Origin of the sequence: Kocuria sabuli (genome assembly GCF_040981185.1) — a bacterium.
Taxonomy (GTDB): domain Bacteria; phylum Actinomycetota; class Actinomycetes; order Actinomycetales; family Micrococcaceae; genus Kocuria; species Kocuria sabuli.
This window is the reverse complement of sequence record NZ_JAVHZE010000003.1, coordinates 16,596-31,219: the sequence shown is the minus strand read 5'-3', so window position 1 is coordinate 31,219 and position 14,624 is coordinate 16,596. Positions and strand designations below refer to the sequence as shown.

Genomic DNA, 14,624 nt, shown 5'->3' with positions numbered 1-14,624 from the left:
GCAGTAACCATGTACCCGATAATACTAAAATTCTCCTTCGACCAAAAACATATTACTTCGATGATCGATGAACCCACGTCTAACGAAAACAGTCATTTGGCGCACTCGATGGGCAATTGCAAACTATTTCATTCCCTAACCTGTAAATGCACTACTTGTTTCCTAGGATTATAATGGTAAATTTCAATTCTCAAGCACAGCAGTTTTCACTCGATCTAGCCAATGTCGTCAACAATTTGGGGCTAAGCATACAGGGAATTGAGGTAACCCAATGTGTACAGTATTACGAGGCCGACGATCATCTCACGGATTCCGCTGACCGCGGTGAAAACAACAGCATTAGGTTAGTATCTGGAAAACCAGCCTGGGTGAGAGTATATTTATGGAGCGCCTTCGAGACTCCTCTCCAGTCTGGCACCCTGGAGGTTCAACGGAGGTCGCATGGAATTTTATGGAATACCGTAACCACGCTTTCTCCAGATCCGTCATCGGCGACTTCCATACCTGCCTTACCGCAGTACGACGCGACGCGGGGCGACCTGTCGAGAACGCTAAATTTTATTATCCCTGCTGATGAGATGATTGGACAGTTGCGCCTAGTTGCTCGCGCAGAATCTAAAAATCGGACTGCTCAGGGAATGGTCGATATAGCCGTCACCCTGCGTCAAACACTTCGTATTGCTGGCGTCATGATCGCTTACAACGGACCTGCATCAAATGCTCCGAACGCGCCAAACCTTACGATTGCTGCACCAACGTTGGCGGATTTACAAGCGATCTCGGTCACCGCCCTCACGATGTTTCCTGTTCAAACTACAGCGATTTATAGAGCCGCGAGCACTCTGACGCAAAGTCAAAGCCTAATGGTAGGGAGTTTTCCAACGTCAGGTTGCGGCGCGCCGTGGGATATCTTGCACGCGCGCGTGGCCAACGTGCGTGTTGGGGATGGCAATCCGCCAGGGTGGATATATTACGGTCTCCTGCCGAATGGTGTACCGACAGACTTCATCGGAGGGTGTGGTGGAGGCGGAGTTGCTGTGGGCCCCCCAGATGCGGGCACATTTGCCCATGAAGTGGGGCACGCGTGTGGGTTGGGACACGCCCCGGACGGTATCGCACCGAATCCCGATCCTTCCTATCCGGCCTATGAACCCTATGATCCGGTCGACACACCACGAGCTTCCACTGGGGAGTTTGGCCTTGATATTAACAACGGTCGAATTTTTACGCCGCGGTTTTTCCGTGATTTTATGTCCTACAGCGTACCAGATTGGATTTCTCCGTACCACTACACTCGTTTATTGGATAACGCTACGCTTGACCCGGTCACGGTCGGCATCGATTATCCGTGGTGGAAAGACCTTGTGTGGGAAGAAGTCCGGAAGTGGCCGGAAATTCCTGAGATGCACGACGAGCTGGAACTCCCAGTTTTCCCCCCTTCGCGACGCGTCAATATTATCTCACTTATCGCCCGCATCGACTTTGGAGAAATTACTGAGGTACTGCACGTGATACGGGCTAATGCCTATGTCCATCAACCACGCACATCGGGCACACCTTTTATCGTCCGCCTTCGAGATCAAAATGGACAGGTTTTGTCGGTAGGTTCTCTTACGCAACTTCGCTCTAATTTATCTTGCAACTGCGGCATCGACGAAAAAGCGACCTCTTATGTGGCTCAGGCACTACTACCCGATACTGCCCCTGGTTCTACTCTCGAAATTTATGACGGGGACACAATAGTTTGGAGTCGATCCGCTCCGAACAGTCCTCCGCAGGTTGGCGATACACATGTCGACGTTGACGAGACTGGAGTTGCCAACATTTCTTGGGAAATGCGCGAAGGATCTGCCGAACCACTGCAACTTTGGCTGCGGTGGTCGCGTGACGGGGAGGTATGGCGGTCCGTCTTGACCGAACTGAGTTCTCCTCCGATTGAAATTTCTGTTGATCAGTTGCCACAAGGTGAAGGACTACTGCAGATAGTCGCGCACGACGGATTCTTCTCTAGCTACGGAGAACCTGTGTCCTTGACGATTCCGGACCGTCCTGCCCGCGGGGTCATACTTCACCCCGTGCAGGACCATACCTATGTTGCAGGTCAAACCATCCGCCTATGGGCTTCAATTATTGATGATGCGGACGATGGGACTGAGAATGCGGTGTGGTCGGTCGACGGAACTGTGGTGGGGCAAGGAGTGGACACCTGGACGGTCCTGGAGGCCGGCAGAAGGACCGTTGCCTTCCGCGTTGGTCCGAACGGAGTCGAATCAGCCATCACCATCAATGTTAATACGTAGGAGGAAAGGCCATTCTTGGGAAAAGCTGAGCCCCGGTGAAACCGGGGAAAATAGAATGTAGTCTCAATCGGCCATCAGTTTGTCGACGGCAAGGCAATGCTATCTTGGCTCGTCGCTTGAACAGTGCTGCCAGTGAGCCATGCGGATGCACCTTATCATCCAGTATAAAGTTGAATATCGCGTAATTCATACACCTGGTCTCATGACTTATAGCTCGATTGTTCGGTTTTGTCCGGGGAGGTTTTTAAGCGTATTATCGTGAAGCACTGGGGGATTACCGTGGCTTAGGTGCTATCAAAGCGAACTTTAGGACGCTTGACGCGCAGCACCCAAAACATTCTACAGTTCACCACCCGGCGATGCCGTCCCAGATGGATCTTGTTCTCGACAGCGCCCGAGCAATCGGCACCTTTATATCTTTTTCTGTGCAGGTGGCGACTGCACTTCATGTAGTTGCGAGCATTGTCCGTGTACATCCTGCCCTGACGTCTTCGTCGCCAGCACAGTATTCAACAGGGTATCGTTTTCCGCGACCGCTCAGGTTGCTTTGTCGAACTGCGGATGGAAGTCACGTGCTCCGGACACTCCATGGTCGACGTAGAAATCATCGCGTCATACACCATCACCGGGCGGATCAGTCCCTTGGCGTACCGCGTACTGCTCGCGTGTCCTACTCGCACATTTTAGTTAGCTTTCCCACGTCAACCTCTATGCGTCTTGCAACTAATTTGTAGTACCCAGTTTTAGGCACCTAAATAAAGCACGTAGCTGCGCGACAGATTGGATTTCCGAAACATGCGGGTGCAAATTCTATCGACGAGACGTCTTACCTCCTTTTCTTCCTTTCTTAGCGCCAGCGATGCTTAAGTTAAACCATCAAAGTGGCTAACGACTCTAGTTTTGCGCGACATGGTTATTGCCTGGATTCGCTCGGGTGGGCCTCGGCCGCGCTGATTGTGCCGCTCATGGGTGAGTGGGGACGCCAGGCGATATGTCGGCCGTTGTATACGGGTCAGAAGTACTTGAGCAAAAGTGCCATGTTCGCGGTGTCCTCTATCGTGTCGGTGTCTTTGTTGTGGCGCCTGAGTGCGTAATTAGGCGCCTCTTGGTTATGCCACCATGTAGGTTCTCCGGAGGCCCACCACAGCGCGCCTAGGCAGGTTGATTGATGCTCGGCCACATAGGTGGCTACCTGTGCCACGGCCGCATCCGCCTCCGGCTCTTCTGCCCAGACCGCGAACTCTCCGATCAGCACCTGATATCCCTGCGCTGCGCCCTCCTCGATGGCGGGGGACAGACGCTGGTGCCTTCTATTTTCATCAACAATTTCGTTTGTCTTACCGGAGCCTTCGTTGTCAAAATAGAGGTGGACCTGGGCTGCGGTCTTATGCAATGGGTCCCATAGGGGTTGGCCGGGGCCGTTGGCGTTGAGCCACCCGTAGGCGTTCGATCGCTGGGGTTGGCCGGCGGGCACGTGGTCGTACCAGTCTTGTTTCCAGGAGCCGGCCCCTGACCAGCCGTTGCCCTCCACATAGATGCGGGTGGAGGCCCCGGCTCGGCGAATGTAGTCGATGCACTTCTGTGCGGTCACCCACCAATCCATGGTGGACATGCCGTTGGGTTCGTTGACCAGCCCGTACTCCACCAGGGGAATGTCACGGAAGATCGTTGCCATTTTGGCCCAAAAATCAGCAAACGCGTAGCGGTCCACTTGGGGGGAGCCCACCAATTGCCCGCGCCACCGCGCCCCTCCGGCTACGCCGTCCTCCTCGGGATCCGTAGAAGGAGGTCCAGCTTGCCACGGCTCGATCAGTACCGTGGCACCCCGGCCGGTCAGGTGATTGACCGTCCGTTGCAGATGACCGAAGTATGTCTGGTATCCCTGCCCCTCGGCTGGCACCGGCCCCCAAAGCCTGGACTGGATCCGGTCCCAGGAGAACGGCAACCGTATGTGCGTAAACCCCTTGCTCACGTAATAGTCCATGAGCTCCGTGGAGTACACCGGGTAATGCTGACCGGCCACCGGTCCGGTCTCCTGAGGCCACACTTCTCTGGGGTTGTGACTCTCCCCGTAACCGCCATTCATTCCCGCCATGTTCATACCGCGCACAGAATCCACTCCTTTTCTCCGGGACCCGTAGCGCGCCCCACGTGAGAACCGCGCACCTATCCAGCCCACTGGTAGCCAGCTGCCGAGCGAACAGGATCTAAGGCCCTGTATTGTCCTCGAAGTCCCACTACGCTCTTCCAAGCGTTACTGGTTCGTTATTATTTTCGCCGCATTACCGTACTCCTCCGGCCAACGCCAGAGAAGGCGCAGATGAACGGGGGACTGATGAGCAAATAGGAGACAGCCGCAACGCGGACATGTCTCACAACTTATCCGACTCGCAACTCATGGGTTATAAGACGGTTAGGTTGCAAGACAGGTGTGTGTTGCCTCGTTATGTCAGGGCAGTGGATCAAGAGCCTGCAGGGCGGTGTGGTTCCCGCACATGGCGTGTACTGGTCGCGGGGGCGGTTGTGGCTACGGTCGGTCTAGGGGGTGCTCATCGGCTCTGTGTCGCAGGCTGTGATCCATGAGTGTGGGGCTCCATGTTGATTCTCATGGCTCGTCACGGGGCTTGATCGCATGCCTGATGTGGTGCGTTGGGAAGTTCTTGCCGTTGTCGGTCCGGTGGCACTGGCCAACTACGGCTGGGCGCCCGCATGCTGATCCCAGGACACGTTGAAGGAGATCCCCATGCCGCCCCTGATGCCAATGGAGGCCTTCAGCGATCCGTCCGCAGTCGGTCCTCTCCTGTGGGTGATCGGCGCGGCTGTTGCCGTGGTGGGCGTGGTGATCCTCGTTCGCCTCTACTGCCTGAAGCACTTGGGTGAGCGCACCGGCGCCGATGGTGGAGCGGCCACCGGCTGCATTGGGGCCGGGGTCTGGGGGTACAGCCCCGGGGATGCCGGGGAGGGTTCCGACGGTGGCGGAGGTGGTGGCCAGTGCTGAGTCCGCCCCGGCGGGGAGCGGGTCGGTGATGTCCGAGGTCAGCGGGCTCGAGGCCTGGGCTTTCTTCCTGCTGCCTTTGATCGGTTACCCGGTGCTGATCATCGTCCAACTCATCGTCGAAACCCCCGTCTTGGGCCGTGAACCGGCCACGCAACGCCGGCGCAATGCTGCGACCGTGCTGGCGGTCATCTCGCTGGTCGCCGCGGCCCCGCTGCTGGTCATGGGGTGGACGCTGGGTGCCTTTGGGGTGTTGTTGCTGGGTGGTCTGGTGGTTCCGGCGGTGCTGACTCTCGCACGCCTGCGGCAACCACCACCGGCCACCACGACCCTGTGATCCCAGCACCTCCCGGGATGATCACCCTATGCCACGACGGGCAGGGGTGAAATCATGCTTCCCTGAAGTGAGCGCAGCCACGTTGGCCACGGGGGCGAGGTGGGCCAGCGTGCCCACTGTGCCGGCGTCTCTGACCTCAAGTGGTGCACGAACTATAGGCCTAGACGGCCACCATGGTCCGGTGCCGCCGAGGCCGTAAGGACGGATGCCCGCCGACTACCAGCCAGGTCACCACGATCATCAGACGGCGCACCCGCGTCGAGGACTGGTCGCTGCCTCGAGCCTTGCGCTGTCTGCCGGCGCTCATTTCCCTGTCGAACTGGCCAGTGACCACGGCCAAGCACGAAGGGCCGCTATTTCTCGGTCGTCGTGATTGTCGTGGTTGTCGTACTGGTCGGGGTCGACGTTCGTTCCTCGGTCGTTGTCGTCTTGCCGTCGGAGGAAATAGTAGTGACAGTGGTCGTGATCGTGTCGCCGGATATGGCGATGGTCACCTTGATCTGCGTTCCCATGAGGTTCTCGCCGCGCGCAGTCCTGGTCTCGTCGGAGACTTCAACCCGCAGCGCGACGGCGCCGGCATCGATTTTGTGCTCCTTGCCGTCCACGGTGACGCTGCCAATGAGTTTCATGACGGTTCAACTCCTCGAGTTCGTGTCAGGCCGTGCTCTCGCCGGAAGCGGCGTTGACTGGTGGCGACGTGATCTTCCAGGGGCTGTTCATCACGCGCTCTAGGGTGCTTGCTCAGGGAACCGGCTCGGGCTCCGGTTTTACCTCGACCTGGCCCTCCCCGCCGGTTTCGGTGATGATGACGATCGCAGTGGTCGTGAGCGCGACGATGGCGACGATCGTCACGATCGCCATGATCGCCACGATCGATACGGGATCCACCGCCCTTTCCGTGCGGCGCTCATCCACCAGGGAAAGAACCGCCATGACCTTCTCCGTTTCTATGTGCAGGGCTCCGGCGCCGCTGATAGGCACGCATCTCACCACGGCCCGCTGGTTGTCGCTCTTGACTTGGAAGGTCGTCGGCTCGCTCAGGAGTCTCGCGTTCAGCGACTCGAGGAAAGCTTCGCCCGTGACGATTCGGCTCCTAAAGGCCGACGTTTCCAGTTTCTGGACGTCACCGAGCGGCACGGTGGTCATGTTCCAGGTGCCACGGCGTTGCTCGAGCCGGACCCACTCTGGTGCTTCCTGTTTTATCTGACGAACGGCATATGCATCACTCATGGCTCATCGCTCCTTCTCCGTCGGCATGGTGTGGTTATTGGAGGGCAGCTAATTCGGTTTTTCGGCGCTGGCTTCGACCTTGACATCGGTGTTGCCCTGCCCGCTGCTGGCAGAACCGCTGAATGTGCCGTTCATTGCCACTACCGCGACGGCTCCGATCGTGAGAATGGCCGTGGCGCCCACGAAAGCCACCGCAACCACTACTCCCACTGCCATGGGCGTCGAGCTCTCGTCCTCTCCTGACGACGCCGCGATCAGCGTTTGGCCATTGCCGGCCCGGAAAGTGACCACTTCCTCGGTCTGACGGACCGTGACTGTATGCACCTCCCCGCTGCTGTCCTGGACCTGGAGCTCTACGGGGCCCTGCGCCAGATCAGCGGTGACTGACGCGGGGAAATCCGGGTTGCTGAAGGTCATGTCCAGTTGAAGAAGCGCGTTCTGTGATGGATCGTCGAACGGGACCACAAGTCCGTGGAAACGATTGCTGTCCGTGGTCGACCGGAGCAGATAGATCCTGGTCGTACCGTCCTGCAGATGATGAGCAATATGGAGTGTGGCCATTGGGACGTGATCCTTTCGAACGATGCAACGACATTGCCGTAAGCGTTAATTGCTGGTCGCATCTGACCATGACCGCGGGCACCGAGGATTTCCAGCGGCAGTATCGCAGCCACGGCGTGATCGCGGTGTTACTGGGCAGCGCCGCTACCCGTGGGCGGCATGCTTGGAAGGGCCAGAAACCGTCCTACGAGGCGGCTTGGACCCGCACGCCGGGGCAGTTGAGCCGCGAGCTCAGTCCTTCAGGGCGGACTGGTTCAGACGTCATAGAGCTTGCGCATGGCGGTGTCGAGTTCGGTGGTGCTGGTGAAGTTCTCGATCACCTCCACGGGAATGCCGACGTCCTCCAGGGCGCGGGCAATCTCTCCGGAGGTGAGGATGAAGTCGGTCTCCTTGGCCTTGCCTTGGGCGGAGATGGTGTCGATACCTCCACCGTGAGATACGGGCTCCAACCCCAGCGGTCGAAAACCTGCTCCAACGGCGATCGCTTCGCGGCACGTTGAGCGGGTTCGGGCAATACTGTGCATTTCAGCGGGAACGTGGCAGGGCCTGTTGTCACTGACCTGCAACGCCTTAGCGGGACATCGGGATGGTCGCTCAGCATGCAGGAGTCGGACATCTCTCCAAACATCGCCTCGCGAGGGTCTGGCCTACTGGGTGCAGGACCGCCCTATGTAGCAGCAGTGCACTGTGCGTCGCGGCCCAGGCCCGCTTGAACAGTCGCCCGGAAACCCTTCGTCATGTTAATCACACGTCATTGCAAATCTATATCTATGACTAGACATAGGCCTAACTTCACCTGAAAGGGGAAGTTGCAGATAAGAGCGACCATGCTCGACATCCTTGTGGGTGCTGGGCGGGTGCTCATTGCGGTCGCACTGCTCGAGATGGTCGTTGATGTCTTAACAAGGGAGGGTCCCAGTGATCCTTTGATGGCGTTCATGGCGCTTGGGATGGTCGGCGCAGTGACCGGCATCGTGCACCGCTTCGAACAAGGTGCCGCTCAACAGCCAGCCTCCCAGGAAGCGCTGTTGTAGGCCCGGAAGTGGCATGCCGAGAGGATCGACAGTGACCGTCCCCCTGGCGACATCCGGAGAACCGATGTAGCCACCTACAACCTGTAAGGCTCCGCTGATGAGCTATTCGGCCTCGGAATGGCAATTCTCGGGGTAGTCCCCCTGAAGGATTGACTATCAAACCAAACTGAGTCACGTCATTCGGGGACGTCTTCCAAGCTAAGGGATGCAAAACCTCTCATTATGGCGAAACTGCTGGGTGCCCCAGGATCTGCGCAAAGCAGTGGCGTTGACGGTCGTAATGATCGACTACACCCACCATGGGGTCGGGGCATACGGAGGCGGATACTAGCTGTGTAGGCCGGGGCGTGGGAACCTGCCGCCGATAAGTTCCCAGAAGCGTTCACGGTACACCGGCTGGTGTGCGGTTGCCGCTTCCTGCATGCTGCGCTGGACCCTAAAGACGCTTTTCCTCTGCCCCATCTCACCCGCGCGACCTTCAATCGCCCAACTACGATCAGTCCGCGACATGCATCACGGCGTGCTCCAATAAAGCGGTCTATTAATCTGCTACCGTCAGTCAATCTACTTATGGGATAATTTATTACTTCAGAAAAGCCAATCAAGGATTTTGAGAACTAGTAGAATCATCAAAAGGAGGATGAAAAGCCCACCGAGATTATCGCACTCCTCCTTCGTCGGACAGTGAGTCGATATCGGATTGCCGTGGGCATCTTCTTCTATGATCGTGCAATGTTCGCAGAGGGTGGGATCCTGGGGAGGCTGAAGAGCTACCCAATCAATTTCCTTCGTTCTGGCGCGTAATTTATCCGCATAGGCTGGGTTGATCATGGCTATTTCCAAAGCGGTCACGGCCGATTGCCCGATTTGAAGTAGCGCTGGTTCCAGCAGACGTTCAGCGGTTCGAATAGTATCAGGACCGAACCTTTGTGGATCTATAAACTCATCACTGGCCTGCAATCCTTCAATAGCAGCGTCGTATAGAAAAACCAGGCCGGCGCTCATCGACCAAGGCATGGTCCCAATCTGGATCCCCATCTGCTCGGCCCCTTGCTCTTTAAGGGCCGCCAGGCGGCGGGCGTCTTCTGAGGTGTTGATGCTTCCTTTAAAGCTCATTTGGAAACTAGTGAAAGCAGCCGCCATCTCGCGATCAGTTCTAACTGCCATCAGGAAGTCTCTAACAAGCACGTCAAAGGCTGCGGCAGGGTTGGAGCGACGAAGGAGTGCGAACTGTGATGTTGAAGTTGGCATGATATTTCACTTTCTAAGAGTGTCCACTGTAATCCGACATCATTGATTGTTATTTATAATCATGCGGCGCATGGAACAGCTCTCCAGGTGCTATAAGTGTGACATGATCCCGTTACTGCTGCGTTATCGTATTGATTTTCTGGGATGAATTTGCGCCCCAGGTTTTAGAGTTCTGGGGTGGTGGAATGAACACTCGCCGTTTCCCCAAGGCATCTGCTCGAACTCCATGCCCAGGGCCCGGTAGTCCCTATTGCTGTGCTCATTACGGAACTCCTCGTTTGCTGTACTTGAAGTGGACGGACTGACGGGTGATACCCAGGACGTCCCCGATCTGCTGCCAGGACTAGCCCCGAAGGCGGGCCTGCACCACCTGATGAGCCTCGACCTGTTCCGCCAGGTGGTGCAGTGCCAGCATGGCCCGCAACCCCTCGGCCGGGTCTTCGGTGGCCAATGCGGTACCATTTGCTCCTATTGCCGAGGGGTTGAAGTACCTCAGCAGTTGGCGCGGTGGGATCCTGAGTTATGGCGAATCATCCTGCGGCCCCGCTGCTGTTGTGCCAGGGAGACCGCGAGGCGTTGCAAAAACTGGTGCGCTCACCTCGGTGCGGGTGGGTCTGGTCCAGCGGGCGCGAATTGTGCTGCTGGCCGCCGACGGGGTCTCCAACACCGAGATCGCCGAAAAGGTCGGGGCCACCCGCACCACGGTCATCGCCTGGCGGGCCCGCTATGAGCAGGCCGGCATCGCCGGGCTGGCCGACCACGACCGGTCAGGCCGGCCGCGGCGGATCGACCACCGGGCGATCGTGGCCGCCACCCTGCGGCCCCCACCGAAGAAGCTCGGAGTCACCCACTGGTCCCCCCGCCTGCTGGCCTCCCGGCTGGGGATCGATCACACCACGGTGGCCAAGGCCTGGCACGAGTACGGGGTGGCGCCGTGGCGGGAGGGCACCTTCAAGTTCTCCACCGACCCGGAACTGGTCGCCAAGGTGGTCGATGTGGTCGGTCTCTACCTGTCCCCACCGGAGAACGCGATCGTGCTCTGCGTGGATGAGAAGTCCTAAATTCAAGCGCTCGAGCGGACTTCCCCGGGGGTGCCGATGCAGCCCCGGAAGCCGGCGGCGCGCACCCACAACTGCATCCGGCACGGGACCTCCACCTTGTTCGCGGCCCTGGAAATCGCCACCGGCCACGTGACGGCGGCCTGCAAGCCACGGCACCGGCGCCAGGAGTTCCTGGCCTTCCTCAAGCAGGTCGCCCGGGCCTACCCGGACCAGGAACTGCACCTGGTGATGGACAACTACGCGGTGCACAAGACTCCTGAGGTCAAGGCGTGGCTGGCCGCCAACCCCCGGTTCCGGGTGCACTTCGCCCCCCACCTTGGCGTCCTGGCTGAATCTGGTCGAGGTGTGGTTCGGGATCATCGAGCGTCAGGCCCTGCACCGAGCCGATGTCGCCTCGGTGCCTGAGCTGAACAAGCGGATCCGGGCCTTCGTCACCGGATGGAACGACCGTTGCCATCCGTTTGTGTGAACCAAGACCAGCCCCAAGCTCTTCAAGAAAGCCAACCGCTCAACGACTTCAAAGACAGGCCACTAGTTCTCCAGGGCAGACGGGCGAAGGATCGAAACACCCCGCCCCGACACGGAATATTAGTACCGCCTTCAAGCCCGGGCGATATTGTCCGGAATCCGATAGTTAGTCATCGGTAACGGCCAAGGGCCCTGCAGGAGACATTCCTGCAGGGCCCTGCCGTGTGTGCGTGTTGAACGCAGCTTGAACGGTACCGGGTTAGTGGGCGGCGTAGTAGACGTCCTTGACGGACTGGTGGATGCGGCCGCGGTCGGAGACCGGGTGGCCGTTCTCCCTGGCCCAGGCGCGGATCTTGGCGGTGTCCGGGTCCAACTTCGAGGCCCGTGCCCCAGTGCTGCGAGCCGGGGTGCGGGCGGCTTTGCGCGCGGCGGCCGTGTAGGGGTGCAGGGCTTCGCGCAGCTTCTCGGCGTTGGCGGTAGACAGGTCGATCTCGTAGTCCTTGCCGTCCAGGGAAAACTGCACGGTCTCGTCCGCCTCCCCGCCCTCGAGGTCGTCCTCCAGGGTGATCTGCACGCTTTGAGCCATTCTTGTCCCTTTCCCTACTGCTTTTGCTTACGCATTGACAATGCGCACACGCTGGTGCGCACATTGATATCGACGTTACCCCCGTGGTGCGGAAAGTGACAATTAGCCTGGACGAAACTCCCAATTGTCGAGAGGTCACAGGGAAGCAGATGCAGTCCCCCTTCGATGCGGCACTTGGTAATCTGTCTGCTGCAAACTTTTGATGGGGAAGTCAGGGTGGGCAACGGAATAAATTCCATGAGAAAAAGCCTGTTATGGACATACGGCCTGGCAGGGGCACCTCATGGTGCCAAGAGCGCTTCCCGCTGTATTCAGGACCAGTGTGAGGGGTGGGGCGCTCTCCACGAGGGGGTACTGGGTCAGCTTGCCCTTGGCGTCGCTGGGAGGTGTTCTTGAGGTCCCTGCGGCGCACACCATGGGACCAAAGAACGTCGTAGTCAGTCCTCTTCCGTGGCTGCTGTGTTCTAACCATCTGAGGCAGTGTCAGCGTCTTGAGGGGAGGACGGGGTGTCATCAGAGGCTTGGGGGTCGATCCCGGCATCCGGGGCGAACGGGATGCGGTTCTTGGCGCGGTTGCCCTCGATGACGGTGCCCGTCTGGGTGAGGTCGATGCACAGCATCCCGTCCTCCACGAAGGGCTGCCACCGCCTGGTGGCTGTGGTGTCGATTCCGTAGTGCTGGGTGAACGCTGTGGCCGAGACCATGGCCTGCCCCGGTCCCTTCTTCGATCCGGCCCGCACGCCGTAGGCGTGCGGTGAGGTGTCATCGGCCGGGCGCAAGGCCATCACCTGGCGGTCGGCGTCAAAGAGCAACTCCACCGTGTCGGGGGAGTCGATGAGTTCATGGGTTGCCTTGTTCAGTGAGATCACTCCGCGCTTCTGGATCGTCACGGCCGGCGCCTTCGCCAACGGTGTCATCCTCTTGTCGAACACCTCGAACGGCATGTCACTCTCTTCTCTGCCTGGACTGCTGGAAACGAATCCATACTAAGCTTGTCGTTTAACCCTTGATTTACCGGTGTTCTGCATCGGTGGCGTCCCGTGTGGCGTTCTTGCCGACGTCGTGGCGGGCGGCTCGGTGCCGGTTCTTCACCCCGGGTGGGCGTCCCGGGCCCGGGCGGGATGGTTTCGGTGCACTGGCCGGCCGAGAGGTCTTCACGCGTAGGTGCCGGAACCCCCGCCGCACCCGGGCCGGAGTCAGCCGATCCAGCGGCAGGGGCTTCTCCCACGGCCGGCGCAGATCAACAGCCCGGTGACGAGCCAGGCGCAGCTGGGTGTGAGCAACGATCACCAGCCAGGTCCAGCGCTCACCGGCCTGAGCGGAGCGGATCTTCGGGGCCGTCCACCCCAGGGTCTGCTTCCAGAATCGGAAGGTGTGCTCCAAATCGAAACGGCGGAGGTAGGCCTGCCAACATCGGGTGATCTCCCCGGCGTCGGCACCGGTCGTCGAGGACCACAGCCACACCGGGGCGGCCTCACGCTGGCCGGGCAGATGCTCGACGGCCAGCCGGATCACGGTGCCCTCCACGACCGGCAACGGCCCGTCATAGCGGGCCCAGGACCCGCGATGCGTCAGCCGCGGATGCATCCGATCCCAGGAGCCCACCCGCGCTATCCCGTAACGCTCGGTGAGTGAACTGGCCTGGGTGTTCGGCACCGACCAGGTCCTCGGATCGGCCAGGGCCATGAGAGATCCGTGTTTACGAGGTCTTCCACCGCGAGGGTCGGTACTACGTGGCGGGGTGGGACCGCGCATGATTCGATCGGCGCGGATGCGCCCACAAGATGCACCGGCAGGTCCGCCAGCACGAACGCCAGCCGGGCTACGTCGTAACCTTCAGTCCATCACCACCATGATCGCCGGGTCCCCGTCATGCCAGTGCCCAGCGTCCTGCAGCCGTCCCACGACTGCCCGCAGTTGGGCCGCGGTGACCGAGGTCGCGTCGTCATCCGGGCCCAGCCGGACCGCGTCCAGGATCGCTGTCCAGCTGATGGGCCCGCTCTCCAGGGCAGCCACCACTTGGTAGGGCCAGCCCGGGATCCGCTGATCGGCCGAACGTCCGCGTCCGCGCCCGTAGACGTGGCAGAACATCCTGTCCGGGCAGGTCGTAGCGTCTGGGCGCAGCCACGGTGAGACGTCAATGGCCAGCACGATCCGTGTCCCGAACATCCGCGGCACCGGAAGCCTCGACAACTGCCCGCGCAACCGCTCGGCATCGACCTGGCCACAATTGAGCCCGTCGTAGAGAGCGCCGTGGCCCCGGCGATGCTCGGGGGCAAGGCTGAGGTCCACCAAGGTCTTCACCGGGCCCTCAGCGCACAGCACCGCCTCGGTCAGCTCGAACAACTCATCAGCACGTCGGGTCAGGCACCGGTACAGCTCACCGCGGAACTGGCGCAGCTCATCAGCACCGGGATCAGAGCACTGGTCAACGCCAGTGCTGAGGACCATACTGCTCATTACGGCCACCGCCCTTGCCTTGAAGCCTCGCAACTTCCAAGGATCATGCGGTGGCCGCCCTCATGCCAGACCCCGCCCGCAGCCCACCGGCACACCAGCATCAAGGGTTAAACGGCAAGCTAAGCAGAGGACATAGGAGGGGCGGCGCAAACAGACCGCGTCCCGGCGGACCGAGGAAACAGTATGCTCTCGGCGTTCATGCAAACCGGAGTGAACAGGAGTTCAAGGGAATCCATCAATGCCAGGGCTTCCATCGTGCTTACATGCCCTGGGTTGGCGCCAGATGCAGTGAACAGTGGCTCGCAAGCCAAGGGATGCGAGACGTCTCATCATGGAAATTT

At 59.6% G+C, this 14,624-nt stretch carries 14 protein-coding genes and 1 pseudogene; 5 read left to right on the top strand and 10 right to left on the bottom strand.

Features of this window, described 5'->3' with window-relative positions:
* Positions 1-173: 173 nt before the first annotated feature.
* Entirely contained in the window at positions 174-2,300 is a 2,127-nt protein-coding gene (locus RE027_RS04115) for a M66 family metalloprotease (RefSeq protein ID WP_368806980.1), read from the top strand.
* Positions 2,301-3,312: 1,012 nt separating this feature from the next.
* On the opposite strand, the gene RE027_RS04110 is transcribed toward RE027_RS04115, so the two are convergent.
* Positions 3,313-4,401: a glycoside hydrolase family 5 protein gene (locus RE027_RS04110; protein WP_368807251.1), complete on the bottom strand. Its 1,089-nt coding sequence runs from the start codon at positions 4,399-4,401 to the stop codon at positions 3,313-3,315.
* Positions 4,402-5,043: 642 nt separating this feature from the next.
* Between RE027_RS04110 and RE027_RS04105 the strand changes: the two genes are divergently transcribed.
* Together RE027_RS04105 and RE027_RS04100 are read left to right on the top strand one after the other, a co-directional pair.
* The gene (locus RE027_RS04105) at positions 5,044-5,298 is read left to right on the top strand and encodes a hypothetical protein (protein WP_368806979.1); all 255 of its coding nucleotides are present in this window, start codon (positions 5,044-5,046) and stop codon (positions 5,296-5,298) included.
* Between the two features lie 28 nt (positions 5,299-5,326).
* On the top strand, positions 5,327-5,632 hold the full coding sequence (locus RE027_RS04100) for a hypothetical protein (RefSeq protein WP_368806978.1): 306 nt from the start codon (positions 5,327-5,329) through the stop codon (positions 5,630-5,632).
* 353 nt (positions 5,633-5,985) lie between these two features.
* Here the strand turns inward: RE027_RS04100 and RE027_RS04095 are convergent, their stop codons facing one another.
* The 4 genes from RE027_RS04095 to RE027_RS04080 form a co-directional block, all read right to left on the bottom strand.
* Positions 5,986-6,261, bottom strand: coding sequence for a hypothetical protein (locus RE027_RS04095; RefSeq protein WP_368806977.1), 276 nt, complete (start codon positions 6,259-6,261; stop codon positions 5,986-5,988).
* A gap of 112 nt (positions 6,262-6,373) precedes the next feature.
* Positions 6,374-6,862 carry a hypothetical protein gene (locus tag RE027_RS04090; RefSeq protein ID WP_368806976.1) on the bottom strand — a complete coding sequence of 163 codons (489 nt, stop codon included), beginning with the start codon at positions 6,860-6,862 and terminating at the stop codon, positions 6,374-6,376.
* Between the two features lie 48 nt (positions 6,863-6,910).
* On the bottom strand, positions 6,911-7,423 hold the full coding sequence (locus RE027_RS04085) for a hypothetical protein (protein WP_368806975.1): 513 nt from the start codon (positions 7,421-7,423) through the stop codon (positions 6,911-6,913).
* Between the two features lie 254 nt (positions 7,424-7,677).
* Positions 7,678-7,872: a PTS sugar transporter subunit IIB gene (locus RE027_RS04080; RefSeq protein ID WP_368806974.1), complete on the bottom strand. Its 195-nt coding sequence runs from the start codon at positions 7,870-7,872 to the stop codon at positions 7,678-7,680.
* Between the two features lie 378 nt (positions 7,873-8,250).
* Here RE027_RS04080 and RE027_RS04075 point away from each other — a divergent pair, with 378 nt between their 5' ends.
* Positions 8,251-8,457, top strand: coding sequence for a hypothetical protein (locus RE027_RS04075; protein WP_368806973.1), 207 nt, complete (start codon positions 8,251-8,253; stop codon positions 8,455-8,457).
* A 588-nt stretch (positions 8,458-9,045) separates the two neighbouring features.
* Here the strand turns inward: RE027_RS04075 and RE027_RS04070 are convergent.
* Entirely contained in the window at positions 9,046-9,708 is a 663-nt protein-coding gene (locus RE027_RS04070; protein WP_368806972.1) for a hypothetical protein, read from the bottom strand.
* Positions 9,709-10,230: 522 nt separating this feature from the next.
* Here RE027_RS04070 and RE027_RS04065 point away from each other — a divergent pair.
* A pseudogene (locus RE027_RS04065) lies at positions 10,231-11,238 on the top strand (IS630 family transposase).
* A 258-nt stretch (positions 11,239-11,496) separates the two neighbouring features.
* Here RE027_RS04065 and RE027_RS04060 read toward each other — a convergent pair.
* The 4 genes from RE027_RS04060 to RE027_RS04045 form a co-directional block, all read right to left on the bottom strand.
* Entirely contained in the window at positions 11,497-11,823 is a 327-nt protein-coding gene (locus RE027_RS04060) for a histone-like nucleoid-structuring protein Lsr2 (protein WP_368806971.1), read from the bottom strand.
* Positions 11,824-12,287: 464 nt separating this feature from the next.
* Positions 12,288-12,767: a hypothetical protein gene (locus RE027_RS04055; RefSeq protein ID WP_368806970.1), complete on the bottom strand. Its 480-nt coding sequence runs from the start codon at positions 12,765-12,767 to the stop codon at positions 12,288-12,290.
* A gap of 67 nt (positions 12,768-12,834) precedes the next feature.
* A complete protein-coding gene (locus RE027_RS04050; protein WP_368806969.1) occupies positions 12,835-13,509 on the bottom strand; it encodes a hypothetical protein in 675 nt (224 codons plus the stop codon).
* A 150-nt stretch (positions 13,510-13,659) separates the two neighbouring features.
* Positions 13,660-14,283 (bottom strand): transposase, encoded by a 624-nt coding sequence (locus RE027_RS04045; protein WP_368806968.1) that lies wholly within the window; start codon positions 14,281-14,283, stop codon positions 13,660-13,662.
* Positions 14,284-14,624 lie beyond the last annotated feature (341 nt).

What these genes read in the sequence shown, in the direction of transcription:
- RE027_RS04115 (WP_368806980.1), top strand. Translation starts at nt 174, where the DNA reads ATGGTAAATTTCAATTCTCAAGCACAGCAGTTTTCACTCGATCTAGCC.
- RE027_RS04110 (WP_368807251.1), bottom strand. Translation starts at nt 4,401, where the DNA reads ATGAACATGGCGGGAATGAATGGCGGTTACGGGGAGAGTCACAACCCC.
- RE027_RS04105 (WP_368806979.1), top strand. Translation starts at nt 5,044, where the DNA reads ATGCCGCCCCTGATGCCAATGGAGGCCTTCAGCGATCCGTCCGCAGTC.
- RE027_RS04100 (WP_368806978.1), top strand. Translation starts at nt 5,327, where the DNA reads ATGTCCGAGGTCAGCGGGCTCGAGGCCTGGGCTTTCTTCCTGCTGCCT.
- RE027_RS04095 (WP_368806977.1), bottom strand. Translation starts at nt 6,261, where the DNA reads ATGAAACTCATTGGCAGCGTCACCGTGGACGGCAAGGAGCACAAAATC.
- RE027_RS04090 (WP_368806976.1), bottom strand. Translation starts at nt 6,862, where the DNA reads ATGAGTGATGCATATGCCGTTCGTCAGATAAAACAGGAAGCACCAGAG.
- RE027_RS04085 (WP_368806975.1), bottom strand. Translation starts at nt 7,423, where the DNA reads ATGGCCACACTCCATATTGCTCATCATCTGCAGGACGGTACGACCAGG.
- RE027_RS04075 (WP_368806973.1), top strand. Translation starts at nt 8,251, where the DNA reads ATGCTCGACATCCTTGTGGGTGCTGGGCGGGTGCTCATTGCGGTCGCA.
- RE027_RS04070 (WP_368806972.1), bottom strand. Translation starts at nt 9,708, where the DNA reads ATGCCAACTTCAACATCACAGTTCGCACTCCTTCGTCGCTCCAACCCT.
- RE027_RS04060 (WP_368806971.1), bottom strand. Translation starts at nt 11,823, where the DNA reads ATGGCTCAAAGCGTGCAGATCACCCTGGAGGACGACCTCGAGGGCGGG.
- RE027_RS04055 (WP_368806970.1), bottom strand. Translation starts at nt 12,767, where the DNA reads ATGCCGTTCGAGGTGTTCGACAAGAGGATGACACCGTTGGCGAAGGCG.
- RE027_RS04050 (WP_368806969.1), bottom strand. Translation starts at nt 13,509, where the DNA reads ATGGCCCTGGCCGATCCGAGGACCTGGTCGGTGCCGAACACCCAGGCC.
- RE027_RS04045 (WP_368806968.1), bottom strand. Translation starts at nt 14,283, where the DNA reads ATGAGCAGTATGGTCCTCAGCACTGGCGTTGACCAGTGCTCTGATCCC.